The organism is Sphingomonas quercus, from assembly GCF_018863195.1.
GTDB lineage: Bacteria > Pseudomonadota > Alphaproteobacteria > Sphingomonadales > Sphingomonadaceae > Solisphingomonas > Solisphingomonas quercus.
Map to the genome: position 1 here is coordinate 23,495 of NZ_JAHKRT010000002.1, position 23,195 is coordinate 46,689.

The 23,195-nt window shown below is 69.6% G+C and carries 25 protein-coding genes; 20 read left to right on the forward strand and 5 right to left on the reverse strand.

Annotation, left to right across the window (positions count from 1 at the left end; genetic code table 11):
• Window positions 1–24 precede the first annotated feature (24 nt).
• Together KOF26_RS03270 and KOF26_RS03275 are read left to right on the forward strand one after the other, a co-directional pair.
• Window positions 25–660, forward strand: coding sequence for a DUF4136 domain-containing protein (locus KOF26_RS03270; protein ID WP_216320064.1), 636 nt, complete (start codon window positions 25–27; stop codon window positions 658–660).
• A complete protein-coding gene (locus KOF26_RS03275) occupies window positions 657–1,793 on the forward strand; it encodes a M14 family metallopeptidase (protein WP_216320067.1) in 1,137 nt (378 codons plus the stop codon). The genes KOF26_RS03270 and KOF26_RS03275 overlap by 4 nt, the downstream gene beginning before the upstream one ends.
• 141 nt (window positions 1,794–1,934) lie before the next feature.
• Here KOF26_RS03275 and thrS read toward each other — a convergent pair whose 3' ends face one another.
• On the reverse strand, window positions 1,935–3,944 hold the full coding sequence (gene thrS / locus KOF26_RS03280; RefSeq protein ID WP_216320070.1) for a threonine--tRNA ligase: 2,010 nt from the start codon (window positions 3,942–3,944) through the stop codon (window positions 1,935–1,937).
• Window positions 3,945–4,113: 169 nt separating this feature from the next.
• On the opposite strand from thrS, the gene KOF26_RS03285 reads away from it, so the two are divergent.
• Genes KOF26_RS03285 through KOF26_RS03315 form a run of 7 tightly spaced genes read left to right on the forward strand, consistent with a single transcriptional unit; the run spans window position 4,114 to window position 9,588 of the window.
• A complete protein-coding gene (locus KOF26_RS03285) occupies window positions 4,114–5,400 on the forward strand; it encodes a dicarboxylate/amino acid:cation symporter (protein WP_216320073.1) in 1,287 nt (428 codons plus the stop codon).
• Window positions 5,393–6,130: an alpha/beta fold hydrolase gene (locus KOF26_RS03290; RefSeq protein ID WP_216320076.1), complete on the forward strand. Its 738-nt coding sequence runs from the start codon at window positions 5,393–5,395 to the stop codon at window positions 6,128–6,130. Before KOF26_RS03285 ends, KOF26_RS03290 begins: the two co-directional genes overlap by 8 nt.
• Window positions 6,127–6,876, forward strand: a complete 750-nt coding sequence (locus tag KOF26_RS03295; protein WP_216320079.1) for a tetratricopeptide repeat protein — start codon at window positions 6,127–6,129, stop codon at window positions 6,874–6,876. The genes KOF26_RS03290 and KOF26_RS03295 overlap by 4 nt, the downstream gene beginning before the upstream one ends.
• 32 nt (window positions 6,877–6,908) lie before the next feature.
• Window positions 6,909–7,322 (forward strand): VOC family protein, encoded by a 414-nt coding sequence (locus KOF26_RS03300; protein ID WP_216320082.1) that lies wholly within the window; start codon window positions 6,909–6,911, stop codon window positions 7,320–7,322.
• Window positions 7,323–7,332: 10 nt separating this feature from the next.
• Window positions 7,333–8,400, forward strand: coding sequence for an NAD(P)H-dependent flavin oxidoreductase (locus KOF26_RS03305; RefSeq protein ID WP_216320086.1), 1,068 nt, complete (start codon window positions 7,333–7,335; stop codon window positions 8,398–8,400).
• A complete protein-coding gene (gene gloB, locus KOF26_RS03310; protein ID WP_216320098.1) occupies window positions 8,397–9,131 on the forward strand; it encodes a hydroxyacylglutathione hydrolase in 735 nt (244 codons plus the stop codon). The genes KOF26_RS03305 and gloB overlap by 4 nt, the downstream gene beginning before the upstream one ends.
• A 49-nt stretch (window positions 9,132–9,180) precedes the next feature.
• Window positions 9,181–9,588 carry a hypothetical protein gene (locus KOF26_RS03315; RefSeq protein ID WP_216320100.1) on the forward strand — a complete coding sequence of 136 codons (408 nt, stop codon included), beginning with the start codon at window positions 9,181–9,183 and terminating at the stop codon, window positions 9,586–9,588.
• A gap of 6 nt (window positions 9,589–9,594) precedes the next feature.
• Here the strand turns inward: KOF26_RS03315 and KOF26_RS03320 are convergent, their stop codons facing one another.
• From KOF26_RS03320 to KOF26_RS03330, 3 genes are all read right to left on the reverse strand, one after another.
• Complete coding sequence (locus KOF26_RS03320; RefSeq protein WP_216320119.1) at window positions 9,595–11,400, reverse strand: AMP-dependent synthetase/ligase; 1,806 nt, start codon at window positions 11,398–11,400, stop codon at window positions 9,595–9,597.
• 38 nt (window positions 11,401–11,438) lie between these two features.
• Window positions 11,439–13,106, reverse strand: coding sequence for a gamma-glutamyltransferase (ggt, locus tag KOF26_RS03325; RefSeq protein ID WP_216320121.1), 1,668 nt, complete (start codon window positions 13,104–13,106; stop codon window positions 11,439–11,441).
• A 201-nt stretch (window positions 13,107–13,307) separates the two neighbouring features.
• Window positions 13,308–14,321, reverse strand: coding sequence for a quinone-dependent dihydroorotate dehydrogenase (locus KOF26_RS03330; RefSeq protein WP_216320124.1), 1,014 nt, complete (start codon window positions 14,319–14,321; stop codon window positions 13,308–13,310).
• Between the two features lie 98 nt (window positions 14,322–14,419).
• On the opposite strand from KOF26_RS03330, the gene KOF26_RS03335 reads away from it, so the two are divergent.
• The 7 genes from KOF26_RS03335 to KOF26_RS03365 are packed head-to-tail and all read left to right on the forward strand — an operon-like array spanning window position 14,420 to window position 20,173.
• Window positions 14,420–14,830, forward strand: coding sequence for an SUF system Fe-S cluster assembly regulator (locus tag KOF26_RS03335; protein WP_216320127.1), 411 nt, complete (start codon window positions 14,420–14,422; stop codon window positions 14,828–14,830).
• 1 nt (window position 14,831) lies between these two features.
• Window positions 14,832–16,337 (forward strand): Fe-S cluster assembly protein SufB, encoded by a 1,506-nt coding sequence (gene sufB, locus KOF26_RS03340; protein WP_216320130.1) that lies wholly within the window; start codon window positions 14,832–14,834, stop codon window positions 16,335–16,337.
• A gap of 9 nt (window positions 16,338–16,346) precedes the next feature.
• Complete coding sequence (gene sufC / locus KOF26_RS03345; RefSeq protein WP_216321630.1) at window positions 16,347–17,090, forward strand: Fe-S cluster assembly ATPase SufC; 744 nt, start codon at window positions 16,347–16,349, stop codon at window positions 17,088–17,090.
• The gene (locus KOF26_RS03350; protein ID WP_216320132.1) at window positions 17,087–18,166 is read left to right on the forward strand and encodes a SufD family Fe-S cluster assembly protein; all 1,080 of its coding nucleotides are present in this window, start codon (window positions 17,087–17,089) and stop codon (window positions 18,164–18,166) included. Before sufC ends, KOF26_RS03350 begins: the two co-directional genes overlap by 4 nt.
• Complete coding sequence (locus tag KOF26_RS03355; RefSeq protein WP_216320134.1) at window positions 18,163–19,377, forward strand: cysteine desulfurase; 1,215 nt, start codon at window positions 18,163–18,165, stop codon at window positions 19,375–19,377. The genes KOF26_RS03350 and KOF26_RS03355 overlap by 4 nt, the downstream gene beginning before the upstream one ends.
• Entirely contained in the window at window positions 19,374–19,820 is a 447-nt protein-coding gene (locus KOF26_RS03360) for an SUF system Fe-S cluster assembly protein (RefSeq protein ID WP_216320136.1), read from the forward strand. Before KOF26_RS03355 ends, KOF26_RS03360 begins: the two co-directional genes overlap by 4 nt.
• Window positions 19,820–20,173: a HesB/IscA family protein gene (locus tag KOF26_RS03365; RefSeq protein WP_216320138.1), complete on the forward strand. Its 354-nt coding sequence runs from the start codon at window positions 19,820–19,822 to the stop codon at window positions 20,171–20,173. Before KOF26_RS03360 ends, KOF26_RS03365 begins: the two co-directional genes overlap by 1 nt.
• Window positions 20,174–20,197: 24 nt before the next feature.
• On the opposite strand, the gene KOF26_RS03370 is transcribed toward KOF26_RS03365, so the two are convergent.
• Window positions 20,198–20,380, reverse strand: coding sequence for a hypothetical protein (locus KOF26_RS03370; RefSeq protein ID WP_216320140.1), 183 nt, complete (start codon window positions 20,378–20,380; stop codon window positions 20,198–20,200).
• 85 nt (window positions 20,381–20,465) lie between these two features.
• On the opposite strand from KOF26_RS03370, the gene KOF26_RS03375 reads away from it, so the two are divergent.
• The 4 genes from KOF26_RS03375 to KOF26_RS03390 are packed head-to-tail and all read left to right on the forward strand — an operon-like array spanning window position 20,466 to window position 23,195.
• Window positions 20,466–21,134, forward strand: a complete 669-nt coding sequence (locus KOF26_RS03375) for a pyrimidine 5'-nucleotidase (RefSeq protein ID WP_216320142.1) — start codon at window positions 20,466–20,468, stop codon at window positions 21,132–21,134.
• Window positions 21,131–21,958: a 2,3,4,5-tetrahydropyridine-2,6-dicarboxylate N-succinyltransferase gene (gene dapD, locus KOF26_RS03380; protein WP_216320144.1), complete on the forward strand. Its 828-nt coding sequence runs from the start codon at window positions 21,131–21,133 to the stop codon at window positions 21,956–21,958. Before KOF26_RS03375 ends, dapD begins: the two co-directional genes overlap by 4 nt.
• A 42-nt stretch (window positions 21,959–22,000) precedes the next feature.
• The gene (locus KOF26_RS03385; protein ID WP_216320147.1) at window positions 22,001–22,300 is read left to right on the forward strand and encodes a hypothetical protein; all 300 of its coding nucleotides are present in this window, start codon (window positions 22,001–22,003) and stop codon (window positions 22,298–22,300) included.
• A 58-nt stretch (window positions 22,301–22,358) separates the two neighbouring features.
• On the forward strand, window positions 22,359–23,195 hold the full coding sequence (locus KOF26_RS03390; protein WP_216320166.1) for an SDR family NAD(P)-dependent oxidoreductase: 837 nt from the start codon (window positions 22,359–22,361) through the stop codon (window positions 23,193–23,195).

The window sequence follows — 23,195 nt, forward strand, 5'->3', positions numbered from 1 at the left end:
ATGTTTGCCGGGAGCCATGTAGCGATGACCGCGTCCGTCTTTCGTCCCAAGCCTGCCATCCTCCTCGCCGCCCTGGCGCTTTCCGCCTGCGCCACCACCGGCGGCGGGGGCGGCAGCCTCGGCCCCACCCAGGTCACCCGTTTCCATCTCGGTCAGCCGATCGCGCCGGGCGACATCTCGATCGAGACCCGCCCCGGCGGGCTGCAGGCAGGGCCGGAGTTCAACGTCTATGCGTCGATCGTCGCCGGTGAGCTGACCCGCCTCGGCTTCCGCCAGAGCGAGGATCTCACCAAGGCCGAGCAGGTCGCCGTGCTCGACGTGGCGCGCGGCACCCGCGAGAGCGCCTTGCCGCGCCAGCGCAGCGGCGTGTCGCTGGGGCTGGGCGGCGGTACGGGCGGCTATCGTGGTGGCGGCGTCGGCCTTGGCGGCAGCGTCAGCTTCCCGGTCGGCAAGGCCCGATCCAACGACGTCACGCTGACCATGCTGTCGGTGCAGATCAAGCGACGCTCGGACGGCACCGTCATCTGGGAAGGCCGCGCACAGGGCGAGGCGCGGGCCGGCACGCCGGCGGCCGATCCCGATGCCGCCGTGCGCCATCTCGCCGCAGTGCTCTTCCAGGGGTTCCCCGGGGAATCAGGGCGCACTATCACCGTCAAATGACCGACATGATCCGCATCTCCACCGCCTTCGACAGCGGCAATATCCGCGTCCTCGACATTTCCGGCGACGATGTGTCGCTCGAAATCGTCCGCGACAATGACTCGGACTTCTATCAGTGGTTCCACTTCCGTGTGATCGGGGGACGGGGACGGGCGATCCGCTACACCATCCGCAACGCCGCCGGGTCGGCCTATCCGGATGGCTGGCCGGGCTATCGCGTCTGCTGGTCTGAGGATCGCGAGCAATGGGGCCGGGTCGCCGATACCAGCTATGCCGACGGCGCGCTGAGCTGGCGCCATGCCGCCGAGGGCGACAGCGTGTGGTTCGCCTATTTCGCGCCCTATTCGATGGAGCGGCATCACGATCTCGTCGCCGCCACCGCCGCCATGCCCGGGGTGACGCTCGCTTCGCTTGGCCAGACGCTGGACGGCCAGGAGATGGATTATCTGCGCATGGGCGAGGGGCCGGTGCAGGTCTGGCTCTATGCCCGCCAGCATCCCGGCGAGAGCATGGCCGAATGGTGGATGGAAGGCGCGCTCGAGACGCTCACCGATCCGCACGACCCGGTGGCGCGGCTGCTGCGCAGGCAAGCGACCTTCCACATCGTGCCGAACATGAACCCCGACGGCTCGCGCCGCGGCCACCTGCGCACCAACGCCGCCGGCGTCAATCTCAACCGCGAGTGGAACGGCCCATCGGCGGAGAAGAGCCCCGAGGTGCTGTGCGTGCGCAACCGCATGGACGAGACCGGGGTCCATTTCGCGATGGACGTCCATGGCGACGAGGCCATCCCGCATGTCTTCCTCGCCGGCTTCGAGGGCGTGCCCTCCCTGACCGAGAAACAGGGCGGGCTGTTCACCGCCTTCGAAACGGCGCTCGCCCGACGCTCGCCGGATTTCCAGACCCGCGCCGGCTATGCCAAGGCCAGGCCCGGCACCGCCAACCTCGCCATGTCGACCAACCAGCTCGCCGAGCGATTCGGCGCGGTGTCGATGACGCTGGAAATGCCGTTCAAGGACAATGACGACCTCCCCGACCCCGTGCATGGCTGGTCGCCGGAGCGCTCGATGCTGCTCGCGCGAGATTGCCTGGCGGCGCTGGCGGAGATCATCGGCGAGCTGCCGGCGCGGTAGAAGCGCGCCTTTCCATGACACCGCGTCCCTTGATGGTCGCGGTCGTCGGCCTGCTGGCGCGCCACGCGGGCCGAGCGCGGCGTCGCGGCGTTACAGCGCCGGGACGCCGCCTGCATGTGCACGTGCCGAGCCTGTCAGGCCCTACCCCCGCAGATCCGGCGCCTTCGCCTCCTGCGCCAGCCGGGCGATGAGGTCGTCGAGCGGCATCACCTGCTGCGCCTGTTCGCCCAAGCGGCGGACGGCGACGGTGCCTTCCTCCGCCTCGCGCTTGCCGAGCACCAGGATGTAGGGAACCTTGGCAAGGCTGTGCTCGCGTACCTTGTAGTTGATCTTCTCGTTGCGCAGGTCCGCCTCGACGCGCAGGCCCGCCGCCTCCAGCTTCGCCACCGCCGCCCTGGCCGCTTCGTCGGCGTCCGACACGATTGTCGCCACCACCGCCTGCACCGGTGCGAGCCATAGCGGGAAGCGGCCGGCATGATGCTCGATCAGGATACCGATGAAGCGCTCGAACGTGCCGAGAATGGCGCGGTGGAGCATGATCGGCCGGTGGCGCGCGCCGTCCTCGCCGACATAGGAGGCATCGAGCCGCTCGGGCAGCACGCGATCCGACTGGATGGTGCCGACCTGCCAGGTGCGGCCGATCGCGTCGGTCAGGTGGAATTCGAGCTTCGGCGCATAGAAGGCGCCCTCGCCCGGCAATTCCTCGAACTGGTCCTTGATCGACTGGGCGAGGCCGGACTGGAGCACGGCCTGGCGCAGTTCCTCTTCGGCCTTGTCCCACATCTCATCAGAGCCGAAGCGATTGTCGGGGCGAAGCGCCAGCTTCACCGCGTAATCGGCAAAGCCGAGATCGCGATAGACGCTGTCGAGCAGCTCGCAGAACGCCGTCACCTCGCCGACGAGCTGGTCCTCGCGGACGAAGATATGGGCGTCGTCCTGGGTGAACTGGCGGACGCGCATGATGCCGTGCAGCGCGCCGTGCGGCTCGTTGCGGTGGCAGCAGCCGAACTCGGCGAGCTTCATGGGCAGGTCGCGGTAGCTCTTGATGCCCTGACGGAAGATGAGGACGTGCGCCGGGCAGTTCATCGGCTTGAGCGCCATCAGGTCGGCCGCGGCGGAGACGATCGGCCCGTCATCCTCGGTAGACGGAATCTCGTCCGGCACGACGAACATGTTCTCGCGATATTTGCCCCAGTGGCCGGACTGCTCCCATTGGCGCGCGTCCATCAGCTGCGGCGTCCTGACCTCCTGATAGCCGGCGGCGTCCAGCCGGCGGCGCATATAGGCCTCCAGCTGGCGCCACAGCACGAAGCCCTTGGGGTGCCAAAAGACGCTGCCCTGCGCCTCGGACTGGAGGTGGAACAGGTCCATCTCCTGGCCGATCTTGCGGTGATCGCGCTTTGCCGCCTCCTCCAGTCGCACGAGGTGGGCGTCGAGCTGCTTCTTGTTGAGCCAGCCGGTGCCGTAGATGCGGCTCAGCATCGCGTTCTTCTGGTCGCCGCGCCAATAGGCGCCGGACACGCGGGTGAGCTTGAACGCCTGCGGATCGAGCTTGCCGGTCGAGGCGAGATGAGGCCCGCGGCACATGTCGAGCCATGCGCCCTCGCCGTTGCCGGCGCGATAGACGGTCAGCGTCTCGCCCTCGGGCAGCTCGGCGGCCCATTCCGCCTTGAAGGTCTCGCCCTGCGCCTGCCAGCGCGCGATGAGGTCGGCGCGGCTCCACACTTCGCGGATCAATGGCTCGTCGCGGGCGATGATGCGGCGCATCTCCTCCTCGATTGCCGGCAGGTCCTCGTCGGTGAAGGGCCGGTCCCTGGCCGCGAAATCATAATAGAAGCCATCCTCGGTGGCCGGACCGAAGGTGATCTGGGTACCGGGAAAGAGGTTCTGCACCGCCTCGGCCAGCACGTGCGCGAAGTCGTGGCGCGCCAGCTCCAGGGCGTCGGCCTCGTCCCTGGCGGTGACGAGCGCCAGCGTCGCATCGCCTTCGAACGGGCGGTTGATATCGCGCAGCTCGCCGTCGACGCGCGCCGCCAGCGCCGCCTTGGCGAGGCCCGGGCCGATTGCGGCGGCGACGTCCGCCGGCGTCGTGCCCGGCGCCACCTCGCGCACGGAACCATCGGGAAGGCTGATCTTGAACATCTGGGTCATGACGTGCGCGGATTTATGCGGGGCCACGCCCCACGGCAAGCGCGCCCATGCGATTCACTGCCGATGCGGTAAACGGCACGGATCGCGTCTATGCTCATGGACGCCTCGCGCCTTGACCCGGCGCCGCTAATCCCGTCCACATCCGACGACCTTTTCCCGGAGCACGCACTTGGCCAGGCGCCTCACCCTCTACATCCTGATCGGCATGGTGCTCGGCATCGTCGTCGGCTTCGCCCTGAACCAGGCGCTCACCGATCCGGCCGAGCTCAAGACGGTGGCCGATTATCTGACCATCGCGACGGACCTGTTCCTGCGCCTGATCAAGATGATCATCGCGCCGCTGGTGCTGTCGACGCTGGTCGTCGGCATCGCGCATATGGGCGACACGGCGGCGCTCGGGCGAATCGGCGCGCGCACCATTTTCTGGTTCCTCTCGGCCAGCCTCGTCTCGCTGACGCTCGGCCTGGTGCTGGTCAATCTGCTCCAGCCAGGCGCCGGGCTCGGCCTGCCGCTGCCGCCGGCGGCGGCGAGCGCCGGGCTCGATTCCTCGGCTTTCAACCTGCATGATTTCTTCGTCCATCTCGTCCCCGCCTCGATCGCCGAGGCGATGGCCAAGAACGACATCCTGCCGATCGTCGTGTTCTCGGTGTTCTTCGGCGTGGCGCTCACCGCGATCGGGGAGAAGGCGGCGCCGATCGTGGCTGCTACCGAATCGCTGGTCGGCGTGATGCTGCAGATGACGGATTATGTGATGCGCGTCGCGCCGGTGGCGGTGTTCGCCGCCGTCGCCCATGCCGTCGCCGTCAACGGCCTCGGCATCCTCGCCACCTATGCGCGCTTCATCGGCAGCTTCTACCTCGCCCTGTTCCTGCTGTGGGCAGTGCTGTTCGCGGCTGCCTGGGCGGTGCTCGGCCGGCGGGCAGGGATGCTTGCCCGCTATATTCGCGATCCGATCCTGCTCGCTTTCTCCACCGCCTCTTCGGAAGCAGCCTACCCCCGGCTGCTCGAGGCGCTCGACCGGTTCGGCGTGCCGCGGCGCATCGCCAGCTTCGTGCTGCCGCTCGGCTACTCGTTCAACCTCGACGGCTCGATGATCTACATGACCTTCGCGACCCTGTTCATCGCGCAGGCCTATGGCATCGAAATCTCCGCCGGGCAGCAGATCCTGATGGTGCTGATGCTGATGATCACCTCCAAGGGGATCGCCGGCGTGCCGCGCGCCAGCCTTGTGGTGATCGCCGCGGTGATGGGCCATTTCGGCATTCCCGAGGCGGGACTGCTGCTGATCCTCGCCGTCGACCAGTTCCTCGACATGGGCCGATCGGGCACCAACGTCGTCGGCAACGCCATCGCCGCCGCCGCCGTCGCCAAATGGGAGGGCAAGCTGGACGAGCCCGAGCCGATGGAGATAGCGCCGCTGCCCGCGCCATCGTCGCATCGCGATCATCATGGCTGAGGGGGTTTCCGTCACCCGCGCCGGCCTGCGGCTGGCCTGCCGCCGTCGGACCGGGCGCGGCCCGGCGATCGTCTTCCTGCCCGGCTATGGCTCGGACATGGAGGGGTCGAAGGCGCTGGCGCTCGACGAATGGGCGGCGCGCAGCGGTCGGGCGATGGTTCGCTTCGATTATGCCGGCTGCGGCGCCAGCGAGGGTCGGTTCGCGGACGGCACGCTGGAGAGCTGGCGCGACGATGCGCTGGCGGTGATCGAGGCGCTGGCGCCGGGTCCGCTGGTGCTGGTCGGCTCGTCGATGGGCGGCTGGATCGCGCTCCTCGTCGCCAAGGCCTTGGCCGGACAGGTGACGGCGGTGGTCGGCATCGCCGCCGCGCCGGACTTCACCGACTGGGGCTATGGCGATGCCGAGAAGGCGACGATCGCCGCCGAAGGCCGGCTGCTCCAGCCCTCCCTCTATACCGACGAGCCGACCCTCACCACCCGCGCCTTCTGGGAGAGCGGCCAGCGTCAGCGCCTGATGGGGAGCGGCATCCCTATCGATTGCCCGGTGCGCCTGTTGCAGGGTCAGAATGATCCGGAGGTACCGTGGCGCCTCGCCCTCGACCTCGCCGGGGCGCTTCGTTCAGCGGACGTGCAGACCGTGCTGGTAAAGCATGGCGATCACCGCCTCTCGCGCCCGCAGGACATCGCCCTGCTGATCGCGACGATCGAGGCGCTGCCGGAGACGCCGTGACCACCCTGATCCTCGCCGCCATGCTCGCCGCCCAGCCGGCGCCGGCCGCCGTGCCGCCGTCCGACAACGCCGCCCGTTTCGAGGCCTGTGCGAAGCTCGCCGGGACGGACCCGGCCGCCGCCGAGAAGCAGGCCGACGCCTGGCGGCTGGCAAATGGCGGCATCCCGGCACGGCAATGCCTTGGCCTCGCCTATGTCGGCCTGGAGCGCTACGGCCCGGCCGCCGCTGCCTTCACCCAGGCCGCCAAGGATGCCGAGATCCAGCATGACGGGCGCGCCGCCATCCTGTGGGTGCTGGCCGGCAATGCCAGCCTCGCCGGCGGCGACGCCACCGTCGCGCGCACCGCGCTGAGCCGGGCGCTGGCGCTCGACATGCTGATCCCGGCGCAGGCGGGGGAGGCCTATCTGGACCGCGCCCGCGCCGCCGTCGCCGCCAATGATCCCGCCGCGGCCCGCGCCGACATCGACGCGGCGCTGAAGCTCGTCGCCGCCGATCCGATGGCCTGGTTGCTCTCCGCTACCCTCGCCCGCCGCCAGGGCCAGTATGAGCGTGCCGCCAAGGATATCCTCGAGGCGGACCGGCTGGCCCCCGGCAATGCCGCGATCGCCTATGAGGACGGCAATATCGCCATGGCCAGCGGCAAGCCGGACGCCGCGCGCGCCGCCTGGGCCCGCGCCGCCGCCAGCAAAGGCGATCCCGCGGCCGAACGCGCCGCCGCTGCGCTGGAGGCCAATCCGGCGCGTTGAACGGCGGCCGCGTCCGGCCTAGACTATCGGACATGCGATATCTCCACACCATGATCCGCGTGTCCGATCCGGACGCTACCATCCGCTTCTTCGCGCTGCTCGGGCTGAGGGAGACGCGCCGCATGGAGAATGAGAAGGGCCGCTACACGCTGATCTTCCTCGCCGCTCCCGGCGACGAGCAGGCCGAGGTGGAGCTGACCCATAATTGGGACGAGTCCGGCTATACCGGTGGCCGCAATTTCGGCCATCTCGCCTACCGGGTGGACGATATTTACGCCACCTGCCAGCGGCTGATGGACGCCGGCATCCCGATCAACCGTCCGCCGCGCGATGGCCATATGGCCTTCGTCCGCTCGCCGGACGGGATTTCGGTCGAGCTGTTGCAGGACGGGCATCTCGAGCCGGCCGAACCGTGGGCGTCGATGCCCAACACCGGCAGCTGGTGACCGGGCCGCGATGAGCGGCTGGCGCGATCGCAGGCTCGCCGAGCGGCTCGGCCTGTCCACGCCGATCGTGCAGGCGCCGATGGCCGGCGCGGGCGGCGTCGATCTTGCCATTGGCGCGGCCACGGGCGGGGCGCTTGCCTCGCTGCCCGCGGCCCTCATCGCGCCGGAGGCGATCATCCAGCAGATCTCCACCTTCCGCGCCGCAACCGGCGCGGCGGTGAATCTCAACTTCTTCTGCCATCAGCTGGAGCCGGCCGAGGACGCGGCGTGGCGGGATGCGCTGGCCCCCTTCTATGCCGCCTATGGAGTCGGCTACCCGGCGGTGCCGCCCCCCGCCCGCGCGCCGTTCGGCCCGCGTCAGGCCGAGGCGGTGGAGCAGGTCTTCCCCGAGGTCGTCAGCTTCCATTTCGGCCTGCCGGACGACACGCTGCTCGCCCGTGTCAAGGCGACGGGCGCGCTGATCGTCGGCAACGCCACCACCCCGGCCGAGGCGCGCTGGCTGGCGGCGCGCGGCGTCGATGCGATCATCGCCCAGGGGCATGAGGCGGGCGGCCATGCCGGTCGCTTCCTCGGCGCCGATCCGGCCGAGCATATGGGCACGATCGCCCTTGTCCCGCAGGTCGCCGACGCCACCGGCCTGCCGGTGATCGCGGCCGGCGGCATCGGGGACGAGCGCGGGGTCGCCGCGGCGCTGGTGCTGGGCGCGGCCCTCGTCCAGCTCGGCACCGCCTATCTGTTCTGCCCGGAAAGCCTCATCGCGCAGGGCCATCGCGACCTGCTGGCCGGCGAGGCAGCGGAGCATAGCCGGGTCACCAACCTCTTCACCGGCGGCATCGCGCGCCGCCTGCCGAGCCCGCTGTTCGACAATTTCGGCGCGGTCAGCCCGCTCGCTCCGGCCTTCCCGCACGCTGCCGCGGCCCTGGCCGAGCTGCGCAAGGCGGCCGAGGCGGCCGGAGACGGCCGGTTCAGCCCGTGGTGGTCGGGCGAGGCGGCGCGGCTCGGCCAGGCGCTGCCCGCCGAGGCGCTGACCCGCCGGCTCGCCGACGGCGCGCTGGCCCTGCTCGGCGATGCGCGGTGAGCGCGCTCGACATCGTCCGCATACCCGCGCTCAGCGACAATTATGTGTGGCTGGTGCATGATCCGGCGAGCGGCGAGACCGTGGTCGTCGATCCGGCCGAGGCGCAGCCGGTGCTCGCCGCCGCCGCCGCGCGAGGCTGGTCGATCGGGCAGGTGTGGAACACGCACTGGCACTCCGACCACACCGGCGGCAACGCCGCGATCAAGGCCGCCACCGGCTGCCTGATCACCGGCCCGGCCACCGAAGCCGCGCGCATCCCGACGCTCGACCGGCTGGTCGGCGAGGGAGACAGCGTCCGCCTCGGAGACCATGTCGCCCAGGTGCTGGCGGTGCCGGCTCATACCGCCGGCCACATCGCCTATCATCTCGCGCAGGACGCAGTGATCTTCGTCGGCGACACGCTGTTCGCGATGGGCTGCGGCCGACTGTTCGAGGGCACGGCGGCGGAGATGTTCGCCAACATGACCCGCCTCGCCGCGCTGCCGCCCGAGACGCGGGTCTATTGCGCCCACGAATATACCGAATCGAACGGCCGCTATGCCGCCGTCGCCGAGCCGGACAACGCGGCCATCGCCGCCCGGCTCGCCGAGGTCGCGGCGCTCCGTCGGGCCGGCGAGGCGACGGTGCCGACGACCATCGCCGCCGAACGCGCCACCAACCCGTTCATGCGCGCCCGCGATGCGGCGGAGCTCGCCGCGCGCCGCGCCGCCAAGGATTTGTTCCAAGGCTGAGGCGGATCGATTCCGTCTGACAAGTGTTTCAGATGACGGAGGATTTGCCATGCGCGCGTTGATCGTCCCGACTGTCCTGTTGCTGATCGCCGGCTCGGCCTGCGCCGCGCCGCTGAAGGCGCCGACGCCCAGCGCCAAGGACGAGGCGGAACTCGCCAAGGCGCTGGAGGGCCGCACCGCGGGCAAGCCGCAGTCGTGCATCCCCAACTCGATCAACATGAATGTCCGCCAGATCGGCACCAACACGCTGATCTACAGCAATATCGGCCGCACCATCTGGCGCAACGACCCGCCCGGCGGCTGCATCGGCGCCGGGCGCGGCTATGCGCTGATCAGCCGCTCGACCACCGGCAGCGCCTGCCGCGGCGATATCGTCACCATTCGCGATCAGGTCAGCGGCATGAGCTACGGCTCCTGCGCGCTCGGCGATTTCATCCCCTATACCAAGGCGAAATAGCCGCACTCAGCGCGGCGGCTTGTCGGCCTTGTACAGCGCATCCAGCCGGGCGCCGTAAACGCGCCGGAGGACATGGCGCCTGATCTTGAGCGACGGCGTCATCTGTTCATTCTCGATGGTGAACGGCCCGTCGGCGATCAGCACGCGCCGCACCTTCTCGATCGTCGACAGGTCCGCGTTCACCCGGTCCACCGCCGCCTGCACGGCGCGCTGGAAGGCGGCATGCTCGCGCAGCAGGACGAGGTCGCCCGGCAGGCCGGCGGCGGTGGACCATTCCGCCATCCACTCCGCATCCGGCACGACGAGGCCGACCAGATAGGGCCGCCGGTCGCCGACGACCATCGCCTGCACGATCTCCGGCTGTAGCGTCATCATGCCCTCGACCCGCTGGGGCGAGACATTGTCGCCCTTGTCGTTGACGATGAGATCCTTCTTGCGATCGGTGATGACCAGCCGGCCGGCTTCGTCGAGATGGCCGATATCGCCGGTGTGCAACCAGCCGTCGACCAGCACCCGCGCCGTCTCCTCGGGGTTGCGCCAATAGCCATGCATGACGAGCTCGCCCGCGACGAGGATCTCGCCATCCTCGGCGATGCGCAGCTGGACGCCGGGGAGCGGCGGACCGACCGTGTCCAGCCTGATCCCGGCCGCCGGCCGGTTGCAGGAGATGACCGGCCCGGCCTCGGTCTGGCCATAGCCCTGCAGCAGGATGATGCCGAGCGACGAGAAGAAGCCGCCGACCTCGGGGTTGAGTGGCGCGCCCCCCGAGACCAGCGCCTTGAGCCGCCCGCCGAACCTGCCCGCCACCTTGCGGCGAATGGTGGCGTTGAGCAGGAGGTCCAGCGGGCCATCGACGATGCGGCGTCGCCCCTGGGCGGTGCGCCGGCCCACCGCCAGCGCCTGGTCGAGCAGCCAGGCCGCCGCCGCGCCCTGTTTCTCCACCTGCCTGGCGGTACGCTGGCGCAGCACCTCGAACAGGCGCGGCACGACGATCATGAAGGTCGGCTGCACTTCCTCGATATTGGCGGCGAGCCTCTCCAGCCCCTCGGAATAATAGATCTGGGCGCCGAGCGCGATCGGCAGATGCTGGCCGCCGGTATGCTCATAGGCATGGCTGAGCGGCAGGAAGGAGAGGAACACCTCGTCCCCCCATCCGAAATCCTCGACGACGACTTCGGTGCAGGCCGCGACATTGGCGAGGATCGCGCCGTGATGCTGCATGACGCCACGCGGCGCTCCGCCGGTGCCCGAGGTGTAGATGATGCAGGCGAGGTCCGCCCGCCCGAAATCGGCGCGGGCCGCCACCTCCGCCGCGGTCGCCGGGCCGGCGACCAGCGCCGCCCAGTCATGGAAGCTGATCGCGCCGGACTGGCCGATGCGCAACGGCTCCATGCCGATCACGGACAGGCATTGCGACGAGCGCATCACCGCCGGCACCAGGTTGCGCGCCAGCCTCGGCCCGGAGACGATCGCCGCCCGCGCGCCGCTATTCTCCAATATGTGGTGATGATCGCGCTCGGTGTTGGTGACATAGGCCGGCACGGTGACGCAGCCCGCGGCCATGATGGCGAGATCGGCGATGCACCATTCCGGCCGGTTCTCCGAGACGAGCATCACCCGGTCGCCCGCCTTCAGCCCCAGTCCGGAAAGGCCGGCGGCGAGCCGCGCCACCTGCGCCGCCGTCTCCGCCCAGCTCATGGCGACCCAGGCGCCGTCGCGCTTCGCCCACAGGAAGGGCGCGTCGCCCTTCTGCGCGGCGCGCGCGAAGAACATCGTCACCAGATTGGGGAATTCCTCCAGCGCGCGCGCCATGCGCTTCTCCTCTTCCCGCCTCGCCACGCGGACGGGTATCACTGGGCCAGCGCCACCCCTTCGCTGCGCGGGTCGGCGGCGCCACGCAGCGCGCCGTTCACCCGTTCGATGGCATTGGCCTTGAGCGGCAACGTGCCGGCCCGCACCTGGTTGCCGAGCGCGGTGAGCTGGGGCGCCATCGCCGCCAGCGCGGTACCCTGCTCGACGACGACGGTGTCGCCCGGCGCATAGATTTGCGGCAGCGCGATCGCTTCCTGCGCGGAGAGACCCCAGTCGAGAATGCCGATCAGCGCCTTGGCCACCTGGGCGATGATCGTCGAGCCGCCGGCCGCGCCGATGGCGAGCCGCAGCGAGCCGTCCGGCGCATAGACGATGGTCGGCGCCATCGACGAGCGCGGCCTTTTGCCCCCCTCGACATGGTTGGCGACGAGCTTTCCGTCCTTCTCGGGCACGATATCGAAATCGGTGAGCTCGTTGTTCAGGAAGAAACCGTCCACCGTCAGCCCGGAGCCCCACGGCCCCTCGATCGTCGAGGTCATCGTGGCGACGTTGCCGGCGGCGTCGATGGCCACGAAATGGGTCGTCGAGGGCACCTCGTTGCCGGCGACGACAGCGCGCGGCTCGGCGCCGGGCGGCAAGCCGGGCTCGGCATGGGCGAGCGAGCGGTCGGTGGCGATGAGCTGGCTGCGCCCGGCGAGATAGGCCGGGTCCATCAGCCCGGCCACCGGCACCTTCACAAAATCGGGATCGCCGAGATAGGCGTCGCGATCGGCATAAGCGAGGCGCATCGATTCGGCGATGAGGTGCCAGGCGGTGGGGCTGTCCTTGCCCAGCGCCTTCATGTCGAAACGCTCGAGCTGCTTGAGGATCTGGAACACCGCCACCGCGCCTGAGGAGGGCGGGCCCATGCCGCAGATGCGCCAGCCGCGATAGCTGCCGCACGGCGCCGGCCGCTCCTTGGCGTCGTAGGCGGCGAGATCGCCCGCCGTCATCGGCGAGGGATTGCGGCGCGCGCCATTGACGGTCTGGACGATGCGCTGCGCGCGTGGGCCGACATAAAAGCTGTCCGCGCCGCGTGCCGCGATGTCGGCAAGGGTCGCGGCGAGGTCGGGATTGCGCAGGATGGCGCCGACCGGCCGGGGGCGGCCGTCGGCCATCAGGTATGACTTGCCCCACTCGCTGTCGATATTGCCGATGCGGCTGAGGAAATCCTCCATGCGCGGCGTGATCGCAAAGCCGTCGCGGGCGAGGCGGATGGCCGGCTGGAACAGCGCTGCCCAGGGCAGCTTGCCATGCTGGCGATGGACCATCGCCATCAGCCGCAAATTGCCCGGCACGCCGACGCTCTTGCCGCCCGGCACGGCCGCGGAATGGCTGAGCGGCTGGCCGTCTGCGTAGAAATAGCGCGGGCCGGCCGCCGCCGGCGCCGCCTCGCGCCCGTCATAGCTGGTGAGCTTGTTCGAGCGGGCGTCCTGATAGAGCATGAAGCCGCCGCCGCCGATCCCGGACGATTGCGGCTCGACCACGGTGAGGGCCAGCATCATCGCCATCTCGGCATCGGCGGCGCTGCCGCCCTTGCGGAGGATTTCCTGCCCCGCCGCCGCCGCGCGCGGATCGGCGGCCGAGACCATCCCGCCTCCGGCTGCGATCGCCGGGGAGACAGTGGACAGGAGGAGGGCGAGCGCGGTGAACAGGCGAAGGAACATGATGAGGGACGATAGCCGCCGATGACGCTACGGCAAGGGGATTGTCGCGGAGTGTTTCCGCCCCCAACTCCCGCCTGACGGTGGCTGGCTCCCGACAGGCGGGAAGCGAACGGCGGACGGCGGCGACCAACGCTGGCCGTCCGGTTCGCCCCGGCCCGTGCCGTTCGCATCGGGCTTGCCGCGAGGCGGTGGCCAGAATGATTACATGGCCCGCGGATCACCCTCCCGCGCGAACATCTCGGCGAGACCGGCGGTGATGCGCTGGACCAGCCCCGGCCCTTCATAGGCCAGCGCGGTGTAGAGCTGGACGAGGCTGGCGCCGCCCTTCAGCCGACGCCACGCATCCTCGGCCGACGCGATCCCGCCAGCCGCGATCAGCGGCAGGCGTCCGCCCGTCGCCAGCCGGAAATCGACCAGCCGGACCAGCGCCAGGTTGCGCAGCGGCTCGCCGGAAAGGCCGCCGCCTTCGGCGCGGTGCGGCGATCTCAGCTTGGGGCGCGAGATGGTGGTGTTGGCGATGATCAGCGCATCCACCCGGCGATCCATCGCCACGGTGGCGATGTCGTCGATGTCCTCGGGCTTCAGATCCGGCGCGACCTTGAGGAAGATCGGCGGCCCGCCTTCCGGCCGTGCCTCCAGCGCGCCGGCGAGCAGCTCGTCGAGCGCGGCGCGGCCCTGCAGCGCACGCAGGCCCGGCGTGTTCGGAGACGAGATGTTGATCGTCAGATAATCCGCCACCGGCGCCATCGCCCGCACGCCCGCGGCATAATCCGCAATGCGGTCGGCGGCATCCTTGTTGGCGCCGATATTGACGCCGACGATGCCGCGCCGCGGCCGGGCGGAGAGGCGCGCCAGCGCGTCTGCCTGGCCGCGATTGTTGAAGCCCATGCGGTTGATGACGGCGCGATCCTCGACCAGCCGGAACAGCCGCGGACGCTCATTGCCGTCCTGCGGCAGCGGCGTCACCGTGCCGATCTCGACGAAGCCGAAGCCGAGCCCCAGCATCGCATCCGGCACCTCGCCGTCCTTGTCGAAGCCGGCGGCGAGGCCGACCGGGTTGGGGAAATCCAGCCCCGCCACCTGCCGCGCGAGGATGGGATCGCCGTCCGGCGCCGCCTCGCCGCCGAAGAGCTTGAGCGCGCCGATCGTCATGCGATGGGCATTCTCCGCATCCATACGGAAGAGGAGCGGGCGGAGCAGGCGATAAGCGTCCATGGCTGCTGCTATGCCCGGCACATAAAGGGTTGACCAGAAGCGGCGTGGACACCAGATGGCGAACCGGATCGAATCGATCCGATTGAACGGGAATCCCGATGCGCCTGTCGAGCCTTGCCGACTATGCCGTGGTGATGATGTCCGCCGCCGCGCGGCATCGTGCCGGCACGCGCCTTTCGGCGACGTCGCTCGCCAGCGAGACGGGCGTGCCGCTGCCCACCGCGCAGAAGGTGATGGGCAAGCTGGCCGGCGCCGGGCTGCTCACCTCCGCGCGCGGGGCGGGCGGCGGCTTCATGCTGGCGCGCACCGTGGACGAGATTTCCATCGCCGACATCGTCGAGGCGGTGGAGGGCCCGATTGCCATGACTTCCTGCGTGGAGGGGCGGCGGGACTGCGAACTGGAAGGAAATTGCCGGATGAAGCCGCATTGGAGCGTCGTCAATTCCGCCGTGAAGGGCGCGCTGGGCGGCGTCACCCTCGCGACGCTGGCCGGCAAGGTGACGGCCTGAAATGAGCGACGGCACCACCCTCAGCAAGGACGACGCCCCCGAGTTGCGCGACCAGGCGGCGCGCGACGCGGCGGACAAGGCCGCGACCTACGAATGGGGTTTCGTCTCCGATCTGGAGCAGGAATTCGCGCCCAAGGGCCTCAACGAGGACATCGTCCGCTTCATCTCGGCCAAGAAGAACGAGCCGGCATGGATGCTGGAATGGCGGCTCAAGGCCTTCCGCATGTGGCAGGGCATGACGGCGCCCGACTGGGCCAAGCTCAACGTGCCGCCGATCGACTATCAGGACGCCTATTATTACGCGGCGCCCAAGCAGAAGCCGAGCCTGTCCTCGCTGGACGAGCTCGATCCGGAAATTCGCCGCACCTATGAGAAGCTCGGCATCCCGATCGAGGAGCAGAAGGTGCTCGCCGGCGTCGAGGGTGCGCGCAAGGTGGCGGTGGATGCGGTGTTCGATTCCGTCTCGGTCGCCACCACCTTCCGCGAGGAGCTGAAGAAGGCCGGCGTCATCTTCCTCTCCATCTCCGAGGCGATCCGGGAATATCCCGAGCTGGTCCGCAAATGGCTGGGCAAGGTCGTGCCCATCCACGACAATTATTTCGCCACGCTCAACAGCGCGGTCTTTTCCGACGGCACCTTCGTCTATGTGCCGGAGGGCGTGCGCTGCCCGATGGAGCTTTCCACCTATTTCCGCATCAACGCCGCCAATACCGGCCAGTTCGAGCGGACCCTGATCGTCTGCGACAAAGGCGCATACGTCTCCTATCTGGAAGGCTGCACGGCGCCGCAGCGCGACGAGAACCAGCTTCACGCCGCCGTGGTCGAGCTGGTCGCGCTCGACGATGCGGAGATCAAATATTCGACGGTGCAGAACTGGTATCCCGGCGACGCCGAGGGCCGGGGGGGCATCTATAATTTCGTCACCAAGCGCGCGCTCTGCCAGGGGCGGAACTCGAAGGTGAGCTGGACCCAGGTCGAGACCGGGTCGGCGGTCACCTGGAAATATCCGAGCTGCGTGCTGGCGGGCGAGAATTCGGTCGGCGAATTCTATTCGGTGGCGGTCACCAACAACCACCAGCAGGCCGATACCGGCACCAAGATGATCCATCTGGGCAAGGGCTCCCGGTCGACGATCGTGTCCAAGGGCATCTCCGCCGGCAAATCGAACAACACCTATCGCGGTCTGGTCCGCGTCGGCCCGACGGCCGAGGGCGTGCGCAACTTCACCCAGTGCGATTCGCTGCTGCTCGGCGACCAGTGCGGCGCGCACACTGTCCCCTATATCGAGGTCCGCAATCCCTCCGCCCAGATCGAGCATGAGGCGACCACCTCGAAAATCTCGGACGACCAGCTGTTCTACGCCATGTCGCGCGGGCTGGACCAGGAAGCGGCCGTCGCCCTCATCGTCAATGGCTTCGCGCGCGAGGTGCTGCAACAGCTGCCGATGGAATTCGCCGTCGAGGCCCAGAAGCTGCTCGGCATCAGCCTCGAAGGATCGGTTGGATAAGATATGACCATGCTCAACATCGAAAACCTTTCGGCCGAAGTGGGCGGCAAGACGATCCTCAACGGGCTTTCGCTGTCCATCAACGCCGGCGAGATCCACGCCATCATGGGTCCGAACGGCGCCGGCAAGTCGACGCTCGCCTATACGCTCGGCGGCCGGCCCGGTTACGAGGTGACGGGCGGGTCGGTCCGCTTCCTGGGCGAGGATCTGCTCGCCAAGGAGCCGCATGAGCGCGCCGCGGCAGGGCTGTTCCTCGGCTTCCAGTATCCGGTCGAGATCCCCGGCGTGTCGAACGTGCAGTTCCTGCGCTCGGCGCTCAATGCCCAGCGCGTGGCGCGGGGGCAGGCGGAACTGTCCGGCGGCGATTTCCTGCGCCTCGCGCGGGCCCAGGCGGATGCGCTCGGCCTCGCCCAGGACATGCTCAAGCGGCCGGTCAATGTCGGCTTCTCGGGCGGCGAGAAGAAGCGCAACGAGATGGTGCAGATGGGCATCATCGACCCGCGCCTCGCCATTCTCGACGAGACGGATTCGGGGCTCGACATCGACGCGCTGCGCGTCGTCGGCCACGGCATCAACACGATCATGCGCAAGCCTGACCGGGCGGTGCTGCTGATCACCCATTATCAGCGGCTGCTCGATTATGTGAAGCCGGACTTCGTGCATGTGCTGGCCGGCGGCCGCATCGTCCGCTCCGGCGGCGCCGAACTGGCGCTGGAGCTGGAGCGCGAAGGCTATGGGGCGCTGGCGGCGTGAACGGCGTGCTGGACCTTCCCTCGACACATGACGAGGCGTGGCGCTGGAGCGACCTTTCGGGCCTCCCGGCGCTGGCCGGCGCGCGCCCCGGCGGCCGCGCCCCGACCGGCGAGCTGTGGATCGGCTGTGGCGGCCCGCGCCTGCTGTTCATCGACGGCGCCTACCGGCCCGAGGAAAGCGATCCCGGCCCGGTAACGGTCGGCCCTGCCGAGGCGGGCGCGGGCGATCATCCGCTCGGTCGGCTCGCCGGCCATCAGGGCTGGCGGCTGCAGCTGGCCAGGGACCGCGGGCCGGCGGCGACGATCGAGATCGTCCATGTCGCCACGGGCGGGCCGGCGCATGTCGCCGCCGAGATCGTGATGGACGAGGACGCGCAGGCGAGCCTCGTCGAGACCTTCGCCGGCGAGGGCTGGCACAATGTCGCGCGCAAGATCACGCTCGGCCGGGCGGCGCGGCTGGGCATCGCCCGGCGCGTGCTCGGCGGCGGCTTCGCGAGCCTCACCGACACCGCTTCGCTGGCGGCCGGCGCCAGCCTCGATATCGCCACCCTCGCTGCCGGCAGCGGCGACAGCCGGCTCGACACGCGGCTGACGCTGGAGGGTGGCGGCGCTTATGGCGAGGCGGGCGGCGCGCTGCTCGCCCGCGGCGCCCAGCGCCACGACGCCAACGCGGTGCTGCGCCACGCGGCGGCCGGCGGCACCAGCCGGCAGCTGTGGCGCTCGGTCGCCGACGATCGCGCGACCTGCGCGGTGGCCGCCCGCGTCGAGGTGGCCCGCGACGCGCAGAAGACCGACGCCGAACAGTCGCTCAAGGGCCTGCTGCTCGCCCGCACCGCGACGATCAACGCCAAGCCGGAGCTGGAGATTTTCGCCGACGACGTGAAATGCGCCCATGGCGCCACGGTGGGCGAGCTGGACCGCAACGCGCTTTTCTACCTCGCCAGCCGCGGCGTGCCGCCGGTCGAGGCGAAGGCGCTGCTCACCCGTGCTTTCGTCGCCGACGCGCTGGCGCGGATCGGCGACGAAGCGGTGCGCGCGGCGTTCCTCGCCGATGCCGAGGCGTGGCTCGGCGCATGACCGCGATCCTCGATACCGCGCCGCTCGATCGGCTGGCCGATTTCCCGGCGATCCCGGAAGGGTGGGCCTATCTCGATTCCGCCGCCACCGCGCAAAAACCGTGGCCGGTGCTCGACGCCATCGCCAGGGCCTATGGCGAGACCTATGCCACCGTGCATCGCGGCGTCTATCAGCGCTCCGCCGACATGACCCTGGCCTATGAAGCGGCGCGGACCCGCGTCGCCCGCTTCATCGGCGCCGGCGCGGCCGAGGAGATCGTCTATGTCCGCGGCGCGACCGAGGCGATCAATCTCGTCGCGCAGAGCTGGGGCCTCGCCCACCTCAAGGCCGGCGACCGCATCATCCTGTCGACGCTGGAGCATCATTCCAACATCGTGCCGTGGCAGTTGCTGCGCGATCGCGTCGGCGTCGAGATCGACGTCTGCCCGCTGACCGCCGACGGCCGCATCGACCTCGACGCACTGGCGGCGATGCTGCGGCCGGCGCACAAGCTGGTGGCGCTGGCCCATGTCTCCAACGTGCTCGGCTCGATCCTCGACGTGCCCCGCGCGGCCGCGCTGGCCCATGACGTCGGCGCCCTGCTTCTCGTCGACGGCTGCCAGGCGGTGCCGCGCCTGCCGGTGGACGTCGCGGCGCTGGGCTGCGACTTCTACGTCTTTTCCGGCCACAAGCTCTATGGGCCGACCGGCATCGGCGTGCTGTGGGCGCGCCCGGAGCTGCTCGATGCGATGCCGCCATGGCAGGGCGGCGGATCAATGATCGACCGGGTCAGCTTCGCGCGCACCACCTACGCGCCGCCGCCGTCGCGCTTCGAGGCGGGGACGCCGCATATCGTCGGCGCGCTCGGGCTGGCGACGGCGATCGACTATGTCGAGGCGATCGGCCTGGAGGCGATCCATGCCCATGAATCGGCGCTGGTCGCCCGCACCCGCGACATCCTCGGCCGGATGAACAGCGTCACCCTGTTCGGACCGGCGACATCGGCGGGCATCGTCTCATTCGCGGTCGAGGGGGTGCATCCCCATGACGTCGGCACCATATTGGACGAAGGCCGGGTGGCCATCCGCGCCGGGCATCATTGTGCCCAGCCGCTGATGGAGCATCTCGGCGTGCCGGCGACGGCGCGGGCGAGTTTCGGGGTCTATAGCAGCGCCGCGGATGTCGACGCGCTGGCGGCCGGTATCGAACGGGTAGCGAGAATTTTCGGATGAGCGACGGCAGCAACAGCATCAGGATCGAGGAACTCGACGCGGCTCCCCCGGCGCCGGAGCGGCCGCAGGTCGGCCGCGAGCGGGATTATCTGACCGGCTTCCTCGAGACCAGGCCGACGGTCCAGCCGGCCGATGCGCCCGGCGGCGATCTCTATGAAGCGGTGATCGCCGCGCTCAAGGAGATTTACGATCCCGAAATCCCGGTGAACATCTACGAGCTGGGCCTGGTCTATGGCGTCGACATCGTCGACAGCCACGCCACCGTCACGATGACGCTCACCACCCCCAATTGCCCGGTCGCCGAGAGCATGCCGGGCGAGGTCGAGCTGCGCGTCGGGGCGGTGCCGGGCATCGGCTCGGCCGAGGTCAACCTGGTCTGGGATCCGCCATGGGATCCGCAGAAAATGTCCGACGAGGCCAAGCTCGAACTGGGGATGCTGTGATGGCGACGCGGGTCCGCGAACGCCCGGCCGCGCTGACGCTGACGCCGTCGGCCGAGGCGCGCATCGCAGCGCTGATGGCGCGGGCGCCGGAAGGGGCGGTGGGCGTGAAGCTCTCCACGCCGCGGCGCGGCTGCTCGGGCCTCGCCTATTCGGTGGATTATGTGACGGCGGCCGATCCGATGGACGAGAAGATCGCCACGCCCGGCGGCGATTTCTACGTCGATGCCGGCTCGATCCTCTATCTGATCGGCTCGACGATGGATTGGGTGGAGGATGATTTCTCGGCCGGCTTCGTGTTCGCCAATCCCAATGCGAAGGGCGCCTGCGGCTGCGGCGAGAGCTTCACCGTCTGAGCCGCAGGGCCGTTCGTCCGGGGCCTAGCGGCGGCGCCAGGTGCAGCGGCGGACCCAGCGATGATGACGGTCGCGCACGCGCTTGCAGACGCGGACCTGACGATGGTGGCCGTTCCAGCCATGGCGCGGCTGGGCATCGGCGGCGGCAGGCAGGGCGGCGAATCCGCTGACCAGCGTCACGGCGATCATCAGGTGCTTCAGGATCATGGCAGGTCTCCCAGCGCCGGGCAGTCGGCGCGCCTGCGGAATGAACTGGCCACGAAACGGTTCCAGGATAACAGGAGGCCCGGCGATGCTGCCTGCCCTTGCCCATGTCGACACGTGGATCTTCGATCTCGACAACACGCTTTACCCGGCCGCCTGCGACCTGTTCGGGCAGATGGACCGGCGCATGACGGCCTATGTCGCGCGGGTCACCGGGCTCGATGCGGTGGCGGCGAGGACGCTGCAGAAAAGCTGGTTCCACGAGCATGGCACGACGCTGGCCGGCCTGATGCGGCACCACGGCATCGATCCGCACCATTATCTCGCCGACGTCCATGACATCGACCTGGAGGTGGTGGCCGAGGACCGCCGGCTGGTGGCGGCGATCGGCAGGCTGCCGGGCCGCAAGCTGATCTTCACCAATGCCGACGCCCCCTATGCCCGGCGCGTGCTCGACCGGCTCGGCCTGTCGGAAAGCTTCGAGGCGATCCACGACATCCATGCCTGCGCCTATCGGCCCAAGCCCGACCCGCAGGCCTATCGATCGATGTGCGACGCGCTCGGCCTGCGCCCGGAAACCGCGCTGTTCGTCGAGGACATGGCGCGCAACCTCGCCCCGGCCAAGGCGCTCGGCATGACCACGGCATGGCTCGACAACGGCTCCGAGCAGGGGCAGGGGCCTGTCGCGACCGATTTCATCGATTATCGCATCGCCGATCTCGGCCACTGGCTGCACGAACTGGGGACTGACGCATGAACACCAATCTCGCCGCGACCATCGAACAGGCCTGGGAAGAGCGCGACACGCTCGGCTTCACGACCATCGGGCCGGTGCGGGATGCGGTGGATCAGGCGATCGGCCTGCTCGACCAGGGCGCGGCGCGCGTCGCCGAGCCGGACGGCACCGGCGGCTGGCGCGTCAACCAGTGGCTGAAGAAGGCGGTGCTGCTGTCGTTCCGCCTCAACGACAATGCGTTGATCGAGGGCGGCGCGGCCGGCGCTCCGGGCTTCGACAAGGTGCCGTCCAAGTTCGCCGGCTGGGATGAGGCGCGCTTCCGCGCCGCCGGCTTCCGCGCCGTGCCCGGCGCCGTCGCGCGGCGGGGCAGCTTCATCGGCCGGTCTTGCGTGCTCATGCCGAGCTTCGTCAATATCGGCGCCCATGTCGGCGAGGGCACGATGGTCGACACCTGGGCGACGGTCGGCTCCTGCGCGCAGATCGGCCGCAACGTCCACCTGTCGGGCGGCGCCGGCATCGGCGGCGTGCTGGAGCCGCTGCAGGCGGGCCCGGTGGTGATCGAGGACGGCTGCTTCATCGGCGCGCGCGCCGAGGTGGCCGAGGGCGTCATCGTGCGCGAGGGCGCGGTGCTCTCGATGGGCGTCTATCTCGGCGCATCGACCAAGATCGTCGATCGCGCCACCGGCGAGGTGTTCCGCGGCGAGGTGCCGCCCTATGCGGTGGTGGTGCCGGGCGCGCTGCCCGATCCGAAGGGCGGACCCTCGCTCTATTGCGCGGTGATCGTCAAGCGCGTCGACGCCCAGACCCGCGCCAAGACCGGCATCAACGAGCTGCTGCGCGACTGATCGGCCGGCCATGCGTTGTTCCGCGCATGAAAGGAGCAACACATGGCCAAAGACAATGACAAGGCCGTTCGCGGCAACCCGGCGCTCTATGCGGCGGACGAGGGCGGCTATGAACGCAAGGCGTCGGGCACGCCGGACAGCCGGAGCAGCACGCAGAATCGCGGCCGCCGTGCCACCGATGTGAACGGCGCGGTGGCCGGCAGCGGTGCGGGCGCCGGCGGCGGCGGCGGGCCCGAGGACTATGATTCCGACCCGCAGGGCGGCGGCGCCGCCATGCCCAAGCCGGTCGCCAAGCCGACCCCGGAACGGGGCGGCGATTCGCGCATCCACGGCAGCCACTGACGACAAGCCGGGCTGGCTGCCCTAGAGAGGCGACGATATCGCTTCACAAGGACACGCCATGCCCGGCCATCCCGCCATCGCCCCGGATCACGTCGCGGTCGTCACCGGTGCCGCCAGCGGCATCGGCCTTGCCGCCGCGCGCCGTTTCGGCGCCGCCGGCATGCGCCTGGTGCTCGCCGACCGCGACGGTGATGCGCTGGCGGCCGCCGGCGAGGCTTTGCGCGGGGAGGGACTGGCGGTCCATCCGGTGATCGCCGATGTCGCGCGGCGCGAGGACGTGGCCCGGGTGAAGGCGATCGCCGACGATCTCGGCCCCGTCACCCTGCTCATGAACAACGCCGCGCGTGAGGGCGGCGGCGGCATCTTCGCCGACGCCGCGACCTGGGAGGCGACGCTCGACGTCAACCTGCTCGGGCCGCTGCACGGCATCCAGCTGTTCGTGCCGGACATGATCGCGGGCGGCCTGCGCTGCGCCGTCATCAACACCGGGTCGAAGCAGGGCATCACGCTGCCGCCCGGCGACACCGCCTACAATGTCAGCAAGGCGGCGCTGAAGGCGCTCACCGAATCGCTCGCCCATGATCTGCTGCGCAGCGAGGGCCGGGTGACGGCGCATCTGCTGATTCCCGGCTTCACCTTCACCGGCTTCACCCGCGCGCGCGGCATCGCCGACAAGCCGGCCGGCGCGTGGACCGCCGAGCAGGTCGTCGATTTCATGATGCCGGCGCTCGATCGCGGCGACTTCTACATCCTCTGCCCGGACAATGACGTCACCCGCGAGATGGACGAAAAGAGGATGCGCTGGGCGATGGAGGATGTGATCCACGGCCGGCCGGCGCTGTCGCGCTGGCATCCGGATTACGCCGCGGCCTTCGCCGCCTATCTCGACCGCTAG